We start from the raw sequence: 19,459 nt of genomic DNA on the forward strand, positions 1-19,459 counted from the left end.
CCGACGGCCGGTCACCCCATCCGGGTGACCGGCCGTCGGGCCGTTCCGGCCTCCGGCGCCGGTCCCGGGCGGCTGCGCACCGTTCGCACCCATCCGATCGGGCACGGAGCGGCTCGGTAGGATACCTACCGGACGGTTCGCTCCCGTCGCCCCTTCGGCCCCCATAGGATCGGCCGCTGCCGAGGTACAGAACTTTCCAGGGAGGCTGCGATGGCCAGGCAGGCCCGCGCGCTGGCTACCCGCCAGGCGGTGCTCCTCGCGGCCGCCGAGGTGTTCGACGAGCGGGGCTACGCCGCCGCCACGATGGCCGAGATCCTGGACCGGGCCGGCGTCACCAAGGGCGCGCTGTACTTCCACTTCCACTCCAAGGAGGAGCTGGCGCTCGCCGTGATCGAGGGCCAGGGCGCCTGGATCGCCTCCTGGGTGCCGTCCTCGGACAGCCCGGTGCAGACCCTGATCGACCTCGGGTACGCGTTCGCCCGCGCGCTCCAGGAGGACCCGCTGGTGCGCGGCAGCATCCGGCTGACGATCGAGCACGGCAGCTTCACCCAGCCGCAGATCGCCGCCTACCAGGGCTGGATGGACCTGGTCCGCGAGCTGCTGGAGCGCGCCCGGGAGGCCGGGGACCTCCACCCGGGGGTCGACCTGGTGGCGGCCTCCGGGGTGATCACCGGCGCGGTGACCGGGATCCAGCTGAGCTCCCAGGTGCTGGCCGACCGGCAGGACCTGATCCAGCGGATGGCCGACCTGTGGACCCTGCTGCTGCCGGGGCTGGTCCAGCCCCACGCGCTCGCCCGGCTCAGCGTCGCCGAACGCCGCTGACCGCGTCCGCCGCTCAGACCCGATAGCGCGCGCAGTCCTCCGGCCCCACCAGGGCCGGCAGCGCGGCCGTCCAGAGCCGCCGGACGGCCTCCGGGGCCGGGCGCCCGACCCGGTCCGCGGCCAGCAGCACCTGACCCGCCACCACCGTGGTGAGCAGCTCGGCGCAGGCGCGCCGGTCCGCCCCCGGACGCAGCTCGCCGGCCCCGTCGGCGCGGTCCAGCAGGCGGTGGACGACGGCGGTGAGGCCGCGCCAGGTGGTGTCCGGCCCGGAGCCGCGGCCGTCCGGTCGCGGCCCCTGGCGGCCGAGCCGGACGCCCGCCCGCACCACCACGTCCTCGCGCAGCAGCCGGGCCAGCTCGTGCGAGAGGTCGATCAGCCCCTGGACGGCCCGGCCCTCGGCGCGCAGGGCGCGCAGCGCGGCCGTGCCGATCTCCCGCCCGGCGGCGGCCCGCACTCCGTCGGCCAGGGCCTGCTTGGAGACGAAGTGGAAGTAGAGGGCGCCCTTGCTCACCCCGGCCCGGCGACTGATGTCGACCAGGCTGGCGGCCTCGAACCCGACCTGCGCGAAGGTGTCCGCCGCCGCGAGCAGCACGGCCTGCCGGGTCCGCCCCGCGCGTTCCTGCTTGACCACTGATCCCTCCGGACTCCGCCGGTCGCGCTCCCCGCCCCACCCGGCTGCTGTCGGCGCCCTCGGTCGGTGGCGGCGCCTCGCATGCGGACGGCGCCTGCCGAAACCGCATGGTTGGTATCTAATCTAGCGCCTGTGTCGACCCCGCCGTCCAGCGGGGACCGCCCCCCGTCCAAGGTCTGGCCTCGCCGTTTCGGGCATCACCGCAGACCAGGAGCCCGGTAGCGTGGCGGATCCGGGCACTGCGGCGGATCTACCCCCGGCCGCAGAACACAAACCGGGTGGTATGTATGTTTTGCTGTGGGGCGTCCGTGGCGGCCGCTCGACCGAGACCCTGGAGCTGGGGCCAGTCATGCCATTGATCGTAGAGCCGGGCGTCCACGGCCCGTACGCCCACCCCGGCTCCGGCGTACGCCCGAACACGGCCCCGGGCACCGGCTACGACTTCCACGACCGGACCGTCTCCCGGCACCTGGTGCACCGCGCCTCGGTCTCCGAGGTCTTCCTCACCGGCTGGCAGGCCACCGGCCCGTACGACTTCCTGCTCGGCGCCCAGTGGCCCCGGCTGCACGGCTTCTACCGGCTGCCCGGCGACCGCTACCACGACCCGGTGCTGATGGCCGAGACCGTCCGGCAGGCCGGGCTGCTGATCGGCCACGCCGGCTTCGGGGTGCCGCGCGACCACCACTTCGTCATGGAGGACCTCGGCTACGCGCTCGGCGAGGCGGGCCTGCCCGGCCTCGCCGTCACCGCCGGCCCGGCCTCGCTGATGCTCGCCGTCGGCTGCCAGGACGTCCGGATGCGGCACGGCCGGCTCGCCTCGCTGCGGGTGCACGCCGAGATCACCCGGGACGGCCTGACCATCGGCCACGGCTCCGGCCAGCTGCGGGTGGTCACCCCCGCCTCGTACGAGCGGCTGCGCGGCCCCGGCCGGGGCGTCGGCACCCCGCCGCTGCCGCCGGAGCCCGCCGCGCCCGAACTCGTCGGCCGGGCCCAGCCCGCGGACGTGGTGCTCGGCCCGACCCTGCGGCCGGACACCTGGCTGCTGCGCGCCGACGCCGGGCACCCGGTGCTGTTCGACCACGAGCTGGACCACGTGCCCGGGATGCTGGTGCTGGAGGCCGCCCGGCAGGCCGCCCAGCGGCTGCACCACCCCGAGCCGGTGGTGCCGGTCGAGCTGGTGACCTCCTTCGACCGCTACATCGAGCTGGACCGGCCCTGCTTCGTCCGGGCCGTCCGCGAGCGGACACCGGACGGCCGCCGCACCCCCGTCCAGGTGCGGTTGCTCCAGGACGGGCGGACGGCGGCCGAGTGCCGGCTGCTCACCGAGCCGGTCGACGGTCCGCGGGTGCCGGTCCCGCGGGACGCCTTCGAGGACCGCCCCGCCGTTCCGGGCCTGCTGCCGCTGGCCAGCTGAGCCGGCCGGAACGGTCCCCGTCAGGCGGCCACCAGGGTGGCCGGCCGACCGGCGTGCATCACGCTGAGGTTGGCCGCCAGCCGGACCGGGTCCTGGGCCAGCCAGAGCCGCAGCGCCGCGCCCAGGGCGGCGCTGGCCGACTCGATCCGGACGTCGGTGATCTGGGCGATCCGGGCCGCGCCGGGCACCAGCAGGTCGGCCAGCGCGGTCGGCAGCCAGACGGTCAGCGCGCACGGCGCCGGCGTCGCGAGGGCGCTCAGCAGCCGGTAGGCGTCCCCCGGTGCGCTGAGCGTGGGGATGATGTCCAGCAGAGCGTCGGCCACCACTTCGGACACGTCGCTCCGGTGTCCCTGGGCGAGCCGTCGGAGCAGCAGCTGCTCGGCGGCGGTGATTCGGACGGTCAGCATGACCTCGTCGCACTCCATTGCGCGATTTCCTCCTCGTTCCTCCCCGTACCGGCACGGACGGCCGGCACGAACTACCCCTGTTGCACCTCGGCCCGGCCACCTCCTGCGGAAAGCCGGGCCGGTCGGTGCGCCGCCCCGGTCAGATCCCCGCGTAGGAGTGCTTGCCGGTGACGAAGATGTTCACGCCGTAGTAGTTGAAGAGCCAGCAGGCGAAGGCTGCCAGCGCCAGGTACGCGGCCTTGCGGCCCTTCCAGCCGGCCGTCGCGCGGGCGTGCAGGTAGCAGGCGTAGGCGACCCAGGTGATGAACGACCAGGTCTCCTTCGGGTCCCACTCCCAGTACTTGCCCCAGGCGGCCTCGGCCCAGATCGCGCCCGCGATGATGGTGAACGTCCACAGCGGGAAGACCAGGGCGTTGATCCGGTAGGACAGCTTGTCGAAGGTGGACGCGGCGGGCAGCCGGCGCCAGATCGACGGCGAGGTGCCCAGCGGGCCGGTGGTCAGGCCGGCCGCCATCCGCTTGTCGAAGGAGTCCTTGCCGAGGTACAGCAGGGTGGCGATGAACGCCGCGTAGAAGGCGCCGCCGCAGAAGATCGCGGTGGAGACGTGGATCGCCAGCCAGTACGAGTGCAGCGCGGGGACGAGCTGCTCGGAGTCGGTGTACAGCACCTGGGTCGCGATGCCGAGCGTGAGCAGCACCGCGACGGTGACCGGCAGGCCGAGCCAGCGGACGTTCTTGCGCGCGGCCAGCAGGGCCACGTACGCGGCCGTCATCGCGAAGGCGAAGGCGCAGGAGAACTCGTACATGTTGCCCCACGGCCAGCGGGAGACCGAGAGGCCGCGGGCGACGATGCCGCCGCCGTGCAGCAGCAGCGCCAGGACGGTGAGCGAGATCGCGATGCGGCCGGCCAGGTCGGCCTTCTCGCTGGTGCCGGCCGCGCCCGGGCCGTCCACGTCCTCCTCGCCGCGGCCGCCGGTGACCACGGTCGCGCCCTCGCCCGCCAGGACCGTGCGGGTGAGCGTGGTGGTGCCGCCCTTCGCCCCGGCCACGGTGACGGTGACCTTCTTCGCGGCCTTGGTCTCCGCGGCGGCGACGGTCTCGGCCAGGTTGCCCGACTGCTCCTTGGAGCGGACGGCGACTGCGCCCTTGCTGCCGAACGTCCACTCGAACATGTGGGCGAACATGGCGATCGTGTAGACCGCCATCGCCGAATAGATCAGCTTGTTTGAGAGGTCGGCCAGCTGTGGGTCGACTCCCGAGGCGAGATGCACCGTCTACTCCTTGGAGTTCTGGTCGGCGGGGACTGCGGGGTCTGAGGCCTCGGCCCCGGGGTCGTCGGGTCCTGCTTCCTCGGCCCCGGCCGCAGCCCCGGCGTCGGCTTCGGTTCCGGCTTCGGCTTCGGTTCCGGCTTCGGCTTCGGCTTCCGAGGTTCCGTCCTCGTCCTCCTCCGACGCCGGGGCGTCGTCCTGGAGGTCCACCGCGAGCTCGGCCAGCTCCTCGGCGATCTTCGCCGACTCGCTGCGGGCCAGGCCGGCCAGCTCCACCTGGGTGCCGCCGCCCGGCAGGGCCACCGCCCGCACCCAGATCCGGCGGCGCTGGATGAACAGCGAGCCGATCAGGCCGAGGATCGCCAGCACGGCGCCGGTCAGCGCGATCGCGTTGCCGGGGCGGTGCGAGACGTTGAAGCTCGCCCACTGCTTGTAGCCCTCGAAGGTGACGCTGCCGTAGCCGTTCGGCAGGTCCCAGCCCTGGCCGGGCTTGAGCAGGGCCTTGGCCGGCTGGCCGTCCTGCTGCAGCTGGGTCAGCCTGGAGGTGTTCAGCTGGTAGATGTTCTGCGGCAGGCCGGAGTCGGTGCCGAGATCGCCGGAGAAGGCGTTCAGCACCAGCTCCGGGGCCGCGTCGCCGGGGAACAGCGAGATCGGGCCGGTACCGGCGAAGCTCAGCGGGGCGGTCGGCAGGAAGAAGCCGGAGAAGCCCAGCTGGGTCCTGTTGCCGTCCGGGCCGACGCCGTAGTCGGACACCTTCACCACGCCGGTCGAGGTCAGGTTGGCGTCCTGCGGCAGGAACGGCACGACGTCGTGGTAGACCACGTCGCCCTTGCCGTTCTTCACGGTGATCACCGGGGCGTAGCCGTGGCCGATCAGGTAGACCTTGCTGCCGCCGATCTCCAGCGGGTGGTTGACCTCGATCGTGCCCTTCTTCAGCTTCGAGTCGTCGCTGCCCTGGTAGTACTCGACGTTCGCGGTGAACTGGCGGGCGGCGCCCATCTGGTCACCGGTGTTCTGGAACTTCGAGGTGAAGTCGTCGAGCTTCAGGTAGAAGGGGTCGAGGTCCTGGTTCCCGTAGAACCGGGTGCCGGTGAAGTCGTCGAGCTGGGTGATGGTGTTGGAGTAGCCCTGGCCCTCGACCATCAGCTTGCCGCCGGTGCCGGAGGCCAGGCTGGCCCAGGCGAAGCCGCCGAGCAGCGCGAACAGCGACAGGTGGAACAGCAGGTTGCCGACCTCGCGCAGGTAGCCCTTCTCGGCGGCCACCGAGCCGCCGGACAGGTCGGCGCGGAAGCCGCGCTTGCGCAGCAGCCGGTGGGCGGCGGCGTTCACCTGCTCCGCGTCCGCCCCGGTGCGCCAGGCCGCGTACACCGGCATCCGGGTCAGGTTGCGCGGCGCGGCCGGCGGCTGGGAGCGCAGCACGCCGACGAACTGCCAGGTGCGCGGGACGATGCAGCCGGCCAGCGAGACGAACAGCAGGATGTAGATCGCGGAGAACCAGACCGAGCTGTAGACGTCGAACAGCTGGAGCTTCTCGTAGATCGGCGCGACCGCGGTGTGCTGCGCCTTCCAGGTCTGCACCTTGAACTGGTTCTGGCCGTTCTGCGGGATCAGCGAGCCCGGGATGGCGGCCAGCGACAGCAGGAACAGCAGGATCAGGGCGACCCGCATCGAGGTCAGCTGGCGCCACATCCAGCGCGCCCAGCCGAACGCCCCTATGCCGGTCGGCCCCTCGGACTCGACCGGCGCGGTGCTCAGCCGCTCCGCGGCGCCGTCGTCGTCAGGCGCCGGGGGCAGCTCGGTATCGGTCGTGGTCTTGCTCACGGTCAGATTCCGATCTGGGAGTCGGCGGTCCAGGACTGCAGTTCGCTCATCCAGGAATCCCAGATCCCGGTGACGAGCAGCAGACCGACCGCGACGAGCATGCCGCCACCGATCCGCATGACGAGCGGGTAGTGCCGCTTGACCCACCCGAAGGCGCCCAGCGCCCGGCGGAACGCCAGCGCGGCCACGATGAACGGTACGCCGAGGCCCAGGCAGTAGAAGGTCATCAGCAGGGCCCCGCGCGCCGCGTCCGCCTGGTTCAGGGACAGGGTCTGGACGGCGGCCAGGGTCGGGCCGATGCAGGGCGTCCAGCCCACGCCGAACACCATGCCCAGCAGCGGCGCGCCGAGCAGTCCGACGGCCGGGCGGCGGTGCGAGCGCACCTCGCGCATGCTCAGGCCGGGGACGAGGCCCATGAAGGCCAGGCCCATCACCACGGTGAGCGAGCCGAGCACGATCGAGATGACCCGCTTGTGCTCCTGGAGGGTGTTGCCGAACTGGCCGAACAGCGCCCCGCCGGAGACGAAGACCACGGTGAAGCCGAGGATGAACAGCGTCGCCCCGAGCAGCATCCGGCCGCGCCTGGTACCGCGGGCGTCGGCGAGGTCGGCGGCGGAGAAGCCGGTCACGTAGGACAGGTAGCCGGGCACCAGCGGCAGCACGCAGGGCGAGAAGAAGGAGACCAGCCCGGCCGCCAGCGCGATCGGCGCCGCGGCCAGCAGCGCACCGCTCTGCACGGTGGTGAAGGTGTCCGCCAGCGGGAGGCCGGCCGGCTGGAGCGGCGCACTCACTGCTGCTGCTCCGCCACCACCGGCTGGACGATCGACTCCAGCGCCTCCTGGGTCGTCCCGCCGACGGCTCGGGCGGCCAGCTTGCCGTCACGGTCGACGACCAGGGTGGTCGGGATGGACTGCGGGTTGAGGCTGCCCTTGGGGAACTTGAGCAGCTGGGTGCCCGCCGGGTCGAAGATGCTCGGGAAGCCGACGCCCTGCTCCTGCTCGAAGCGGACGGCGTTGGTCTTGTCGGTGTCCCGGGTGTTGATGCCCAGGAACTGGACGCCCTTGTCCTTGTACTCGTCCGCGACGGCCTGGAGGTTCTTCGCCTCGGCCCGGCACGGCCCGCACCAGGAGCCCCACACGTTCAGCACCACGACCTTGCCCCGGTAGTCCGAGAGCTTGACCTGGTTGCCCTCCAGGGTCTCCCCCGAGATGTCCGGCGCGTCCCCGCGCTTGCCCGCCTCGGCCTTGGACAGGTTGGTCCCCTTGACGGTGACGAAGCCGACCTGGCCTTCGCTGCTCGACGAGCCCGAGGAGGAACAGCCGGTGAGGACGAGCGCAGCGGCGGCGACTGTGGCGGCGGCTGCGGCGACACGGGGACGGGGGCGCGTCATGGCAGACATGTGAAAAGTTTCGCATGGAGTTCCGGACGGGTTCGGGGGGGTCCTCCCTTGCGCGTCGCACCCGCTCTGACCTGCGAAGACTTCGGGTCACCCGGCGCTCGCCAGGTGACCCGAAGTCATACTTACGCACCGCTTACGGGCCTCAGGCGCCGAAGCTCCTGCCCACCGGCTTGTCGCCCTTGCGGCCCTTGCCGATCAGGTGCGCGGGCAGCAGGTCGCGGGCCGGCTCGCGGTAGCCGACCGAGACGATCTTGTCGCCCTCGAAGGTGAAGCTGGTCAGCGAGGCCAGCGAGCACTGCCGGTTGCGCGGGTCGTGCCAGAGCCGGCGGCGCTCGACGAAGGAGCGGAGGATCCAGATCGGCAGCTGGTGGCTGACGCAGACCGCCTCGTGCCCGCGGGCGGCGTCCCGGGCGGCGCCGAGCGCGCCCATCATCCGCACCGCCTGGTCGAGGTACGGCTCCCCCCAGGAGGGCTTGAACGGGTTGGTGAGGTACTTCCAGTAGCCCGGGTTCCGCAGCGAGCCGTCGCCGACGCCGAAGGTCTTGCCCTCGAAGATGTTCTCCGCCTCGATCAGCCGCTCGTCCACCGCGACGTCCAGGCCGTGCGCCTTGGCGATCGGCGCGGCGGTCTCCTGGGCCCGCTCCAGCGGGGAGGCCACCACGTGGGTGATGTCCCGGTCGGCCAGGTCCTCGGCGACCCGGTCGGCCATCTGCCGGCCCAGTTCGGACAGGTGGTAGTCCGGCAGCCGCCCGTACAGGACGCCCTCCGGGTTGTGCACCTCACCGTGGCGCATCACGTGGACGACGGTGATCTCTTTGGCGCTCACTTCTCGACTACTCCTGGACTCAGGCCGTTGCGGCGGCAGCGGCACGGGCGGCGGCCGGCAGGGCGGCGGCGATCCGCTCGATCGCCCGCTCGTCGTGGCTCGCCGAGACGAACCAGGACTCGAAGGCGGACGGCGGCAGGTAGACGCCCTCGGCCAGCATCGCGTGGAAGAAGGCGGTGAAACGGTACGCCTCCTGAGTCCTGGCCTCGTCGTAGTTGGTGACCGCGGCCTCGGTGAAGAACACCGAGAACATGTTCCCAGCGGTCTGCAGCCGGTGCGCCACGCCCTCCTTGGTGAGCGCCTCGGAGACCAGGCCGGAGATCTCGGCGGAGACCCGGTCCACCGTCGCGTACACCTCGTCGGTGCAGCCGCGCAGCTGGGCCAGGCCGGCCGCGGTGGCGACCGGGTTCCCGGACAGGGTGCCCGCCTGGTAGACCGGGCCGGCCGGGGCCAGGTGGGCCATCACGTCGGCGCGGCCGCCGAAGGCCGCGGCCGGGAAGCCGCCGCCCATGACCTTGCCGAAGGTCAGCAGGTCCGGCGCCCAGCCCTCGTTCGCCGCCTCCAGGCCGTACCAGCCGGCCTTGGAGACGCGGAAGCCGGTCATCACCTCGTCGGAGATGAACAGCGCGCCGTTGTCCCGGCAGAGGCGGGCCAGGCCCGCGTTGAAGCCGGGCAGCGGCGGGACGACGCCCATGTTGCCGGGCGAGGCCTCGGTGATCACGCAGGCGATCTCGCCCGGGTGGGCGGCGAAGGCCTGCTCGACGGCGGCCAGGTCGTTGTACGGCAGCACGATGGTGTCGCCGGCCTGGGCGCCGGTGACGCCCGGGGTGTCCGGCAGCCCGAAGGTGGCCACGCCGGAACCGGCGGCGGCCAGCAGCGCGTCCACGTGACCGTGGTAGCAGCCGGCGAACTTGACCACCTTCGCCCGGCCGGTGAAGCCGCGGGCGAGCCGGATCGCGGACATGGTGGCCTCGGTGCCGGAGGAGACCAGGCGGACCTGCTCGACCGGGGCGACCCGGGCGACGATCTCCTCGGCGAGTTCGACCTCGCCCTGGCCGGGCGTGCCGAAGGAGGTGCCGAGGGCGACGGCCCGCTGGACGGCGTCGATCACGGCGGGGTTCGCGTGGCCGAGGATCATCGGACCCCACGAGCACACCAGGTCGACGTATTCACGGCCGTCGGCGTCGGTGAGGTAGGGGCCGGTGCCGGACACCATGAAGCGCGGCGTGCCGCCGACCGCGCGGAAGGCGCGCACCGGGGAGTTGACGCCGCCGGGCGTGACCACGGAGGCGCGATCGAACAGCGACTGGGACTGGGGGGCTTCGTAGGGGTAGCTCACGGGAGACATGGTCTCAAATCGTGTCCTTGAGCTCTGCATGTCCGGCCCGATCATCTGGAACGATGATCCGGGCACCGTTGTCTGTACGGTTGTCCGTGACGGTTGTCCGTGGCGGTCGTGCACGGCGGGGCCGCTGGCTGTTCCGGAGCACGGACCAGTCAGACTGTGTGCACAGAGTGCGCGAGCGCTCCGGTTGTGTACAGGGGTGTGGAGAGGACTGCTGTGTGCCGCGAGTGGGTACGGCCCGCGAGTAGGCACGGCGGCGCATGACGGGTAAGAGCGCGTCCGGTGGGCACCGGGCGTGCGGGGGTCTGTCGATTCCGGCGAATTCCGGTGAGGATGGTCCGAGTGTCCGAGGCGCAGGACGGCTTCGACGAGGCGGCGGGTGGCTCCCGCAGGCCCGCCGAAACCGCACGCGGGGGTACGGGAGCGGGTACGGGTCGTGGTCGTCGCGGCGGCGAGAGGCGGGGTGAGGGACGCGTGGGGGTGACCTACAAGTACTTCGGCGCACCGGACCGCGCGACCGCCGCCAGAGTCCCCACCGCCCTCGGTCCGGGCGGGCTCGGCCTGGACGCCGGTGAACTCGGCTCGCTGGGGCGGCTCGGCGACCTGATGGAGACCAGCGGCTCCCCCACCGGCCACCTCTCCACCAAGATCAAGCCGGAGACCATGAGCGCCATGGTCCTCACCGGCATCCAGGGCGTCCCGCTGCACCAGGTGCCGCCGCTGGAACTCGTCGTGCTGCACCCCGACTACGCCGTCGTCCAACTCCCCCACAACGTGGTCGAGCCGCTCCGCAAGGCGGACGAGACCGAACTCGGCGCCGCCGCCTTCATCTGGTCCACCGTCCCCGACCGCCGCGGTCCGCGCGACGCCTTCGTGATCTATACGATGCTGCACGAATGGCAGGACTTCGCGAACCGGCTGCACGAGGCCGGGCACCAGCTGTACTGCCTCGTCTGGCCGTAACAGGGGAACACCACGGGGGAAAACTTCATGCCGTACGCAGCACCGGCCGCGGGAGCACCCTCCCGCGGCCGGTTCGAGGCCGTCCTTCCACTGCTGCTCATGGGCGTCGGACTGGCCTGCACCTGGTGGTCGGCCGACGAAGTCCGCGGCGTCCAGCGCTTGTTGAGCAAGTGCCAGGACAGCGACGGCGCCCCGGGGTACATCCTGCCGCTCGGCTGGACGGGCGTGGCACTGGGCGCGCTCGCGACCTGTTGGGCCGTCTGGATCGTGGTGGCCGCGTTCCGGCGGCGGTCGTTGGTGCGCGTGGGCTTCCTGCACGGCCTGCTGGTGGCCCTGCTGCCGGTCCTGGTGGTCGTCGTCGCGCTCCAGACCGTCAGCGCGGGGGAGGACGGCGACTACACCCACCACCGCCACCACTACTGCTCCGGCTGAGGGTCAATCACCTGCGCCGCCAGTGGAGTTGACGGTCGGCCGGAGCACCGCCGCCGCGAGCACGAGCGCCACCGCGAGCAGCCCGGCGGCCACCGTGAAGGCGAGCCGGAAGCCGCCGGTGAGCGCCTCGGCCACGGGCTGCCCGGCGGCGGCCAGGGCTCCGGTACGGCCGTCGGCGAGGGTGGTGAGCACCGCGACACCGAGCGCGCCGCCGACCTGCTGGGTGGTGTTGAACAGTCCCGAGGCGGTGCCCGCGTCCTCCGGCCCGGCTCCGGACATCCCGAGCACCGCGAGCGCGGACAGCACCAGCCCGCCGCCGCCGATCAGCAGCATGGTCGGCAGCAGGTGGACGGGGTAGTCGGCGTCGGCCGGCAGCCGGGCCAGCAGACCGAGCGCGACGACCAGCATCGCGAGGCCCGCGAGCAGCACCGCCCGCTCGCCGAACCGGGCGCCCAGCCGCGCGGAGAGCAGCAGCGACACCGCGCCGATGGCGACCGCGGCGGGCAGCATCGCCAGGCCGGTGGCGGCGGCGCCGTAGCCGAGGACCTGCTGCAGGTAGAGGGCGACCAGGATCTGGAAGGCGAACATCCCGGAGATGGTCAGGAGCTGTACCGCGTTGGCGCCCGAGACGTTGCGGGAGCGGAACATCCGCAGCGGCAGCAGGGGCTGGGCGGCCCGGGTCTGGCGGAGCAGGAAGGCGGCCAGCAGGACGAGCGAGAGCACGCCGAGCCCGAGGGTGCGGGCCGAGGTCCAGCCGTGGGCGCCGGTGCCGACGATGGTGTAGATGCCGAGCATCAGGGCGGCGGTGATCAGCGCGGCGCCCAGGGCGTCGGCGCCGGCCCGCAGACCCGGGCCGTGGTCGGGCGCCAGCACCCGGACGGCCAGCAGGACGGCGGCGAGGCCGAGCGGCAGGTTGATCAGGAAGATCCAGTGCCAGCTGAGGGCCTGGGTGAGGACCCCGCCGAGGACCTGGCCGATCGAGGCGCCGGCCGCGCCGACGAAGCTGAACGCGCCGATCGCGCGGCCGCGCTCGCCGGGCTCGGGGAAGAGCGTGACGACCATGCCGAGGCTGACCGCCGAGGCCATCGCCCCGCCGACGCCCTGGAGGAAGCGGGCGGCGATCAGCATCCCCTGCCCGGTGGCGACGGCGCAGAGCAGCGAGGCGGCGGTGAAGAGGGCGAGTCCGGCGACGAAGACGCGCTTGCGGCCGATCAGGTCGCCGAGCCGGCCGGCGAGCAGCAGCAGCCCGCCGAAGGCGATCAGGTAGGCGTTGACCGTCCAGGTGAGGTCGGCGGGCGAGAAGTGCAGGTCGTCCTGGATGGCGGGCAGCGCCACGGTGACGATCGAGCCGTCCAGGACGATCATCAGCATGCTGGCGCAGAGCACCGCGAGGGCCAGTGCGCGGGGGCGGGCTGGGGCCGCCGGCGCTGTGTCCGGCGCGGCCGGGGCGTGCGTGGTCATGGCGATTCTCCCGGTTCGTCGAGTACCGGGAAGGAAGCTATCAGATTGTTTTGTTCGGGACTATCTATCTCGGGAGAACCTTGGCCCGGGGCACGGCGCGGCGTCAGCCCCGGGGACGACGGGCACGACGGACGGTGCGTTCGCTCTCGACCGGTTCCGCCAGGTGCCCGTCCACCAGTCGGGTCAGGGCGGAGACGAAGACCTCCCGCTCCGGCTGCGGCAGCGACTCCAGCAGCTCGCGGTGGACCCGGTCGGCGATCGCGGTGCCCTGTACGACGGCCCGCTCCCCCGCCTCGGTGACCGAGATGATCCGGGCCCGGCGGTCGGTGGCGGACGGGCGGCGCTCGGCCAGGCCCGCCTTCTCCAGCTCGTCGACGGTGACCACCATGGTGGTCTTGTCCAGGTCCGACAGCTCGGCCAGCTGGATCTGGGTGCGCTCGGCCTCCTGCGCGTGGAACAGCACGCAGTACGCGCGGGGGGTGATCCCGAGCTCGGTGAAGGCCGCCGCCATCCGGGTCGCCAGCACGTGGCTCGCGTGGTCCAGCAGGCCGGAGATGTCGCAGATCTGGCGCACGGGCGGGGTCGTCGTCATGCGTCCGAGGTTAGCAACGGCCCGTCTGCTGCCGGATGATCCCGTAGTCAACCAACCTGGGTTACGGGATACCCAACTCGAACAGCGCATAGCCGGCGTACCAGCCCGCCGCGATCACCGGCATCGCGAACATCCCGACCAGCGAGGAGGTCCGCACCCGGCGCAGCGCCACCGCCAGGCCGATGAACAGCGGGAAGGCCGGCAGCAGGTAGCGCGAGATGTTGCCGAAGATCTGGTTGCTGCTCAGCGCGGTGAAGATGGTCAGCGCGGTGTACACCCACAGCACCAGCGGGGGGCGGGCCTGCCGGAGCAGCACCAGCAGGCCCGGCAGGGCGATCAGCAGCGCGATGGCGATCAGGTCCGGGACGGGGTTGGACTGCCAGAAGTCCCAGTGGCCGGTGATCACGTCCATGATCGTGCGCAGCGTGGAGGCGCCGAAGTCGAAGTAGCGGTTCCAGGCGCCGCGCTGGAGCTTGAAGTAACCGCCCCAGTCACCCATCCGCCAGCCGACCCAGGCGACGTAGCCGATCAGTCCCCACGGGGTGATCAGCATCGCGGTCAGCGGGCGGGCCACCCCGTCGGTGCGGCGGACCAGCGCGACCAGCGCGGCGATCGAGACCGCGGCGATCAGCGCGGCGGCGGTCGGCCGGTTGAGGCCCGCGACCAGGGCCAGCAGGCCCGCGGCGATCCAGCGACGGGTCATCACGCAGTAGCAGGCCCAGGCGGACAGCGCGACGAACAGCGAGTCCGAGTAGACCGCCCACTCCACACCGGAGCCCGGGAACAGGCCCCAGACCACCGCGGCGATCACCCCCGCCCGGAAGCCGGCCAGCCGCTCGGCGATCGCGAAGATCCCGGCCGCGGCGACCAGCGAGGCCAGCACCGAGACGACGATCCCGGAGCCGTACGGGCCGAGTCCGGTCACCGCGCCGACCAGCCGCATCAGCCAGGGGTAGAGCGGGAAGAAGGCGGCGGAGTTCTCGTAGTAGGTGGCGAGCGGGAAGCCGTGCAGCGGGATCAGCTGCGGGTCGTACCCGTTCTCGGCGATCCGCTGGTACCAGATGCCGTCCCAGGTGCCCAGCACGTCCCAGGCGTGGGCGCCGCCGCCGCGGCCGACCTGCTTCTTCAGGTAGTCGCCGGTGTGCTCCAGCAGCACCAGGAAGACGGTCAGCCCGATCGCCTTGACCACCGCGTACGCGCCGAGCGCGGGCGCGAAGCGGTCCACCAGCACCCCGAACCGCCCGGGCGCACGGCCCGTCCGCTCCTCGGGACGCTCCCCGTCCGCCGCCACCGGCTCGGTGCTGGACGGCTCAGTGCTGGACGACTCGGTGCTCGATGCCGTGCTCATCTGCTCTGGGTACTCCCCGCCCCGCTCATGGTGCGCGCGGCTCCGGCGCAACGACGTTCCCGAGAGCCTACGGCACGGCCCTTCCGGGCCCGCCCTCCCCCGCCCGGCCCGGAAAACCCGTAGCGGGTGGACGCCGGCGGCAGCGACGATGCGGCCATGCCGCTCCAGCCGCCGAAGCATCAGATCCGGGCGCTCCACACCGCCGACACGATCACCGTCTACCAGGCCTTCGGGCCCCGGATCGCCGAACCGGCCGCGGCCGAGGGACGGTTCCCGGAGGCGTTCCAACGGGACCGGATGACGTGGATCAAGCCCTCGTTCCTCTGGATGATGCACCGCAGCGACTGGGCCCGCAGTCCCGGACAGGAGCGGGTGCTCGCGCTGGAGATCAGCCGTGAGGGTTTCGACTGGGCGCTGGAGCGGGCCGTGCTGAGCGCCTACACCCGGCGGGTGCACGAGTCCCAGGCGGCGTGGAAGCGGGAGCTGCGGCAGAGCCCGGTGCGGGTGCAGTGGGACCCGGAACGCGGGCTGAACCTCGTCGCGCTGGAGTGGCGGGCGATCCAGGTCGGGCTGCGCGGCGAGGCGGTGCGGCGCTACGCGGACGAGTGGATCCGGCGGATCACGGACGTCACCGCGTTGGCCGAGCGGATCCGGCGGGAGCGGGATCCGGGGCTGCTGCCGGTCGAGACGCCGTACCCGTTGAGTGCGGCCGTCGCCGCCCGGTTGGGGGCGGCGACGGCCTGAGTCACGTCAGCCGTGGACGTAGACGATGCCGAGCTTGGTGAGCTGCCAGAGCTGGGCGGGGGCGCCGGTGTCGGTGGCGAGTTCGACGTAGGGGTTGCCCTTGGCGTCGAGGGTGGTGCCGGTGGCCAGGACCTTGGTCGGGTCCGCCGAGTCGGCGATCTTGTAGGTGCCGTTGCCGGCCGGCTTGAACACCCAGTGCTGGTTGGCGCCGCCGTTGCAGCCCCACTGCTGGATCCGGGTGCCGGGGGCGGTGGCGGCGGCGTTGGCATCCAGGCACATGTCGCGGTTGCCGCTGAAGTCCAGCTCGTAGCTGCCGCCGGACTTGGCCTCCAGGACGAAGGACTGGTTCAGCCCGCCGCCCGCCGGGTAGCTGATGGCGGCCCGGCCGTTGGTGGAGTCGCCGTAGGCGCCGCCGCCGGAGAGGTCGAGCGCGTTTCCGGTGGCGGCGTTGGTGAGCTGGTACCAGGAGCCGTCCTCGGGGACGTCCCCGAAGGGCTTGCCGGGCGTGAGCGGCTGGATCGACGTGGTGTTCTGCTGGTTGAGTGTGCAGTACGCCTCGGTCTGGTCCGGCCTGGCGAAGAACTGGCCGAGGCAGACGCCCTCACCGCGGTAGCCGGCCACCCGCAGGTGGTACGACTGGCGGACCATGTTCATGCACAGCCCGGGGATGCCGATCTGGGAGTCGCAGCCGTTGCGGGCCCACTCGGAGAGGTTGATGACGTCCCCGTTGGAGTACTCGTACGGGGAGGTCGTCCACTCGGCGCACACCTCGTGCCCGAAGGCGACCCGCCGCTGGTCCAGGTACCGCACGCCGGGCACCTGTTCGGCCGCGCCGCGGAGCGCGTCGCTGAAGGTCGGGACCACCCAGTTGTGTCCCCAGGCGAGGTCCTCGGGGAAGGCCGGACAGCCGTCGGTGATCTTGCCGAGGTAGTCGTTGCGCCGGATGTCCGGGGTGATCGGGTTGAAGTACGACTGGTAGACCAGCTGGTACGAGGAGTCGGCGTAGCCCGCCTTGCGCATGGTCTGCCGGATGTTCTGCAGCGCGGCGACGACCTTGGGCCGGACCCGCTGGGCCCGCTGCCGGATCTCGTCGCTGCCGATGGTGTCCCGGCAGCCCTGGTCCTTGGGGATCGGGAAGTACTGCGCCAGGCAGTGCATCATGATGCCGCTGAAGTCGAAGTCGTCGTTGGCGCCGATCGTGACGACGACCATCTTGACGTCGTACTTGCCCGCCGTGTCGGCGAGTTCGACGTCCTGCTTGGGTTCGCCGAAGTCTCCGCTGCCAGGGCCGGTGATCCTGGCCAGCGCGGGGTCGCTGACCAGGTCGCCGGTCTGGGCGCCGGAGCAGGCGAGGTCGATCGGGGTGACCCCGGGGATGTCGGTGACGAAGATCTCCGACTTGGGGTGCCGGTGGCAGTAGTTGGTGGGGGTGTCGGTCTCGGGGAAGTAGCCGTCGCCGGTGTCGGTGCCGGCACCCTCCCCGGAGATGGCGCTGTCGCCGAGGGCGACGATCGCGGCCGGGCGGGTGGCGGCCGGCGCGGGGGCGCCGTCGGCGAGGGCGGCGGGGGCACCGGCCAGGCCGAGGGTGGCGACGAGGACGCCGGTGGCGAGCAGCGCGGCGGACCGGGACGAGCCCGTTCGCACCCTTCGCGCCACGGACGTGCGGAACCTGATCACACGCGACTCCTTGCGGGGGCGGGAACCGCCGGGCCGGGGGTGCCGGGCGGTGCGGAGCAGGAGAGGTGCAGAAAGGTGAGCAGGTCTCACATCGTAGGTACTGACAAGTAGTGCAACAAGGCTCGTGACAACACCGGGAACCGACGCCGCGTCCGCCGTACGGACGCGGAAAAGCCGCCGCTCCGCGCCCCAGGAGGGAAGCGCGGAACGGCGGCTCTCACCGGCCGAACCGGGTGTGGAATCAGCCCGCGTTGAGGCAGTGGTTGCCGAACGCCGGGTTGAGCAGCCCGACGATGTTGACCGAGTTGCCGCACGCGTTGATCGGAACGTGCACCGGGATCTGGATCTGGTTGCCCGAGATGACACCGGGGGAACCCGCGGCGACACCCTGGGCACCGGCGCTGGCCATCGCGGTGCCGGCGCCGGCGGCCACGATGCCCACCACGGCCGCACCGACGGCGGCGGTCTTCTTGACGCTCATGTGAGCCTCCTGACTGTTCAACAGAGATGCACGGGGAGTGCGACATCTAGAACGAGACCCGTCCGGACCGGTTGCGACGACGCCTCCACTGTCACCCGTCCGGCCTAACACGGCTCGGGTGACCGGCATTCGGGTGATCAGCCGGCCGGGCCGTTTCCCTCCGCGCTCTGCCTCGTTCTCCTTGACGAAGACGATCCACCCCGGCCCTACTCAGGAATCGAGTACCGCCCATGCGCAGCTCGCCCACGGCCTCGTCGGCACCGAGGCCACCGGCAAGTCGGTCGACGTGGCGGGCCCCCCAGAACCCGGCGTTGGGCGGCACCGCCTGAACGCCTGACCGGGAATTCCTGGTCGCGCCTCCAACCGAACCGTCCCCGGCCGTGCGGGGGCCTTTCGCGGGGCGCCGGAAAAACGCGACGGCTGCGTCGACGCCCGAGCCATGGGCGGACACGCCGGTGTGCGCCGTCGGAGTGACATTCACGGAAATCCCTGAACCCTTCGGGTGAGCATTCCTGCTCGCCCGACTCCCGACACCTCAATTCCGTCGGGCAGAAATCGGAGGAAATCATGCGCAACATCAAGAAGGCCGCAGTCCTGTCGCTGGCCGCCACCGGTCTGGTGCTCGGTGCCGCCGGCGGCGCGTTCGCCAGCGCGGGCGCCGAGGGCGTGGCCGCCGGCTCCCCCGGTGTGCTCTCCGGCAACCAGCTCCAGGTGCCGATCCACATCCCGATCAACCTGTGCGGCAACACCATCGACATCATCGGCCTGCTGAACCCGGCCTTCGGCAACGCCTGCGTCAACGCCGGCTGAACCCGCGGTCGCCGCACCGGCGACAGCTGATTCACCCGAGCCCGTGCGGCGCCCCGCAACGCCGGGGCGCCGCACGCTCCACCCGTGTGTGATCGAGGAGATCAACCCCCATGCAGAACGTGAAGAAGGTCGCCGTCCTCTCCGCCGCCGCCGCCGGCCTGGTGCTGGGTGCGGCGGGCTCCGCCGCCGCGAGCGCGGGCGCCGAGGGCGTGGCCGCCGGATCCCCCGGTGTCGTCTCCGGCAACCAGATCCAGGTGCCGATCCACATCCCGGTCAACCTGTGCGGCAACACCATCGACATCATCGGTGCGCTGAACCCGGCCTTCGGCAACACCTGCGCCAACGTGGAGGCGCACCCGAAGCCCGCGGACGACTGCTGATCCCCGATCGGCACGCATCTCGGCCGTCCTGCCCCCCGACCAGTCGGCCGGGGGGCAGTTCGGCATCCCCGGACCGGACGTCCGGGGCCTCAGGGCCCGCCTGCCGGGTTCGGCCGGACCGGGCCCCACTCCACCGAAGGGTGATCCGCATGGTTTCGAAGAAGGGCGGGGCCGGACTGGCCGCCGCCGCGGGCGCGGTGGTGCTGCTCGGCGCCGGTTCGGCGCAGGCCGCCACCGCCCCGGGCCACCAGAGCGCGACGGGCCCGGCCTCGCTGGCGAGGACCGACGTCGGGCAGGCGCTGAACGGGACGACGACCGGGCTCGGCTACGGCGTCGCGCCGCTCAAGAGCCTGCGTCTGGACCCGTGGGCCAACTCCTCGGCCGACGTGCTCAACAACGGCGCGACCATCCAGCCGGACCAGGGACTGGCACCGGTCGGCACCGGCACGCTGACCGGTCCGCTGAGCGCGGGCGGCGGGGTCAAGGACCTCCCGCTGGTCGGCGGGCTGTCCGGCGTCCTGCCGGGCTGAGCGGCCGGACGCGGCGGGGCCCCGCCCCCCCCCCCGGGGACCCGGGGGGCCGGGGCCGGCCCGGGCCGGGCCGGCCCCGAGACCGGGCCCCCCCGCCCCACCCCCCCGG

At 72.3% G+C, this 19,459-nt stretch carries 21 protein-coding genes; 8 read left to right on the plus strand and 13 right to left on the minus strand.

Going from position 1 to position 19,459, the window contains the following annotated elements; all coding sequences use genetic code 11:
• Positions 1-210 precede the first annotated feature (210 nt).
• Entirely contained in the window at positions 211-822 is a 612-nt protein-coding gene (locus ACZ6Z8_RS28360) for a ScbR family autoregulator-binding transcription factor (protein ID WP_380412682.1), read from the plus strand.
• Between the two features lie 13 nt (positions 823-835).
• Here the strand turns inward: ACZ6Z8_RS28360 and ACZ6Z8_RS28365 are convergent, their stop codons facing one another.
• On the minus strand, positions 836-1,453 hold the full coding sequence (locus ACZ6Z8_RS28365; RefSeq protein ID WP_465612870.1) for a ScbR family autoregulator-binding transcription factor: 618 nt from the start codon (positions 1,451-1,453) through the stop codon (positions 836-838).
• A gap of 349 nt (positions 1,454-1,802) precedes the next feature.
• Here ACZ6Z8_RS28365 and ACZ6Z8_RS28370 point away from each other — a divergent pair, with 349 nt between their 5' ends.
• Complete coding sequence (locus ACZ6Z8_RS28370; RefSeq protein ID WP_465612871.1) at positions 1,803-2,867, plus strand: ScbA/BarX family gamma-butyrolactone biosynthesis protein; 1,065 nt, start codon at positions 1,803-1,805, stop codon at positions 2,865-2,867.
• 20 nt (positions 2,868-2,887) lie between these two features.
• Here ACZ6Z8_RS28370 and ACZ6Z8_RS28375 read toward each other — a convergent pair whose 3' ends face one another.
• The 7 genes from ACZ6Z8_RS28375 to hemL form a co-directional block, all read right to left on the minus strand.
• Positions 2,888-3,292, minus strand: a complete 405-nt coding sequence (locus ACZ6Z8_RS28375; protein WP_030284256.1) for a hypothetical protein — start codon at positions 3,290-3,292, stop codon at positions 2,888-2,890.
• A 121-nt stretch (positions 3,293-3,413) separates the two neighbouring features.
• The gene (gene ccsB / locus ACZ6Z8_RS28380) at positions 3,414-4,544 is read right to left on the minus strand and encodes a c-type cytochrome biogenesis protein CcsB (protein WP_465612872.1); all 1,131 of its coding nucleotides are present in this window, start codon (positions 4,542-4,544) and stop codon (positions 3,414-3,416) included.
• A 3-nt stretch (positions 4,545-4,547) separates the two neighbouring features.
• Positions 4,548-6,362, minus strand: coding sequence for a cytochrome c biogenesis protein ResB (gene resB / locus ACZ6Z8_RS28385; RefSeq protein WP_465612873.1), 1,815 nt, complete (start codon positions 6,360-6,362; stop codon positions 4,548-4,550).
• A 2-nt stretch (positions 6,363-6,364) separates the two neighbouring features.
• Complete coding sequence (locus ACZ6Z8_RS28390) at positions 6,365-7,153, minus strand: cytochrome c biogenesis CcdA family protein (protein WP_402824324.1); 789 nt, start codon at positions 7,151-7,153, stop codon at positions 6,365-6,367.
• Positions 7,150-7,761 carry a TlpA family protein disulfide reductase gene (locus tag ACZ6Z8_RS28395; protein ID WP_465612874.1) on the minus strand — a complete coding sequence of 204 codons (612 nt, stop codon included), beginning with the start codon at positions 7,759-7,761 and terminating at the stop codon, positions 7,150-7,152. Before ACZ6Z8_RS28395 ends, ACZ6Z8_RS28390 begins: the two co-directional genes overlap by 4 nt.
• A 142-nt stretch (positions 7,762-7,903) precedes the next feature.
• Positions 7,904-8,554 (minus strand): histidine phosphatase family protein, encoded by a 651-nt coding sequence (locus tag ACZ6Z8_RS28400; protein WP_465612963.1) that lies wholly within the window; start codon positions 8,552-8,554, stop codon positions 7,904-7,906.
• A gap of 52 nt (positions 8,555-8,606) precedes the next feature.
• Positions 8,607-9,935 (minus strand): glutamate-1-semialdehyde 2,1-aminomutase, encoded by a 1,329-nt coding sequence (hemL, locus tag ACZ6Z8_RS28405; RefSeq protein WP_402824318.1) that lies wholly within the window; start codon positions 9,933-9,935, stop codon positions 8,607-8,609.
• A 477-nt stretch (positions 9,936-10,412) separates the two neighbouring features.
• Here hemL and ACZ6Z8_RS28410 point away from each other — a divergent pair, with 477 nt between their 5' ends.
• Both ACZ6Z8_RS28410 and ACZ6Z8_RS28415 read left to right on the plus strand, forming a co-directional pair.
• The gene (locus tag ACZ6Z8_RS28410; RefSeq protein ID WP_405000695.1) at positions 10,413-10,895 is read left to right on the plus strand and encodes a hypothetical protein; all 483 of its coding nucleotides are present in this window, start codon (positions 10,413-10,415) and stop codon (positions 10,893-10,895) included.
• 27 nt (positions 10,896-10,922) lie between these two features.
• On the plus strand, positions 10,923-11,327 hold the full coding sequence (locus ACZ6Z8_RS28415; RefSeq protein WP_465612875.1) for a hypothetical protein: 405 nt from the start codon (positions 10,923-10,925) through the stop codon (positions 11,325-11,327).
• Between the two features lie 3 nt (positions 11,328-11,330).
• On the opposite strand, the gene ACZ6Z8_RS28420 is transcribed toward ACZ6Z8_RS28415, so the two are convergent.
• The 3 genes from ACZ6Z8_RS28420 to ACZ6Z8_RS28430 all read right to left on the minus strand — a co-directional run bounded on the left by ACZ6Z8_RS28420 (position 11,331) and on the right by ACZ6Z8_RS28430 (position 14,728).
• The gene (locus tag ACZ6Z8_RS28420; protein ID WP_465612876.1) at positions 11,331-12,788 is read right to left on the minus strand and encodes an MFS transporter; all 1,458 of its coding nucleotides are present in this window, start codon (positions 12,786-12,788) and stop codon (positions 11,331-11,333) included.
• 103 nt (positions 12,789-12,891) lie between these two features.
• Complete coding sequence (locus tag ACZ6Z8_RS28425) at positions 12,892-13,380, minus strand: MarR family winged helix-turn-helix transcriptional regulator (protein WP_465612877.1); 489 nt, start codon at positions 13,378-13,380, stop codon at positions 12,892-12,894.
• A 61-nt stretch (positions 13,381-13,441) separates the two neighbouring features.
• Positions 13,442-14,728 carry a glycosyltransferase family 39 protein gene (locus ACZ6Z8_RS28430; protein ID WP_465612878.1) on the minus strand — a complete coding sequence of 429 codons (1,287 nt, stop codon included), beginning with the start codon at positions 14,726-14,728 and terminating at the stop codon, positions 13,442-13,444.
• A 156-nt stretch (positions 14,729-14,884) separates the two neighbouring features.
• Between ACZ6Z8_RS28430 and ACZ6Z8_RS28435 the strand changes: the two genes are divergently transcribed.
• Positions 14,885-15,472, plus strand: coding sequence for a DUF4291 domain-containing protein (locus ACZ6Z8_RS28435; RefSeq protein WP_465612879.1), 588 nt, complete (start codon positions 14,885-14,887; stop codon positions 15,470-15,472).
• A 6-nt stretch (positions 15,473-15,478) separates the two neighbouring features.
• Here the strand turns inward: ACZ6Z8_RS28435 and ACZ6Z8_RS28440 are convergent, their stop codons facing one another.
• Together ACZ6Z8_RS28440 and ACZ6Z8_RS28445 are read right to left on the minus strand one after the other, a co-directional pair.
• A complete protein-coding gene (locus tag ACZ6Z8_RS28440; protein WP_465612880.1) occupies positions 15,479-17,149 on the minus strand; it encodes an RICIN domain-containing protein in 1,671 nt (556 codons plus the stop codon).
• A gap of 241 nt (positions 17,150-17,390) precedes the next feature.
• A complete protein-coding gene (locus ACZ6Z8_RS28445; RefSeq protein ID WP_465612881.1) occupies positions 17,391-17,630 on the minus strand; it encodes a chaplin in 240 nt (79 codons plus the stop codon).
• A 567-nt stretch (positions 17,631-18,197) separates the two neighbouring features.
• Between ACZ6Z8_RS28445 and ACZ6Z8_RS28450 the strand changes: the two genes are divergently transcribed.
• The 3 genes from ACZ6Z8_RS28450 to ACZ6Z8_RS28460 all read left to right on the plus strand — a co-directional run bounded on the left by ACZ6Z8_RS28450 (position 18,198) and on the right by ACZ6Z8_RS28460 (position 19,350).
• Entirely contained in the window at positions 18,198-18,440 is a 243-nt protein-coding gene (locus ACZ6Z8_RS28450) for a chaplin (protein WP_465612882.1), read from the plus strand.
• A 110-nt stretch (positions 18,441-18,550) separates the two neighbouring features.
• The gene (locus tag ACZ6Z8_RS28455; RefSeq protein ID WP_465612883.1) at positions 18,551-18,820 is read left to right on the plus strand and encodes a chaplin; all 270 of its coding nucleotides are present in this window, start codon (positions 18,551-18,553) and stop codon (positions 18,818-18,820) included.
• Between the two features lie 149 nt (positions 18,821-18,969).
• Positions 18,970-19,350, plus strand: coding sequence for a hypothetical protein (locus ACZ6Z8_RS28460; RefSeq protein ID WP_465612884.1), 381 nt, complete (start codon positions 18,970-18,972; stop codon positions 19,348-19,350).
• Positions 19,351-19,459: the final 109 nt, after the last annotated feature.

It is taken from the genome of Kitasatospora sp. NPDC101108, assembly GCF_055584725.1.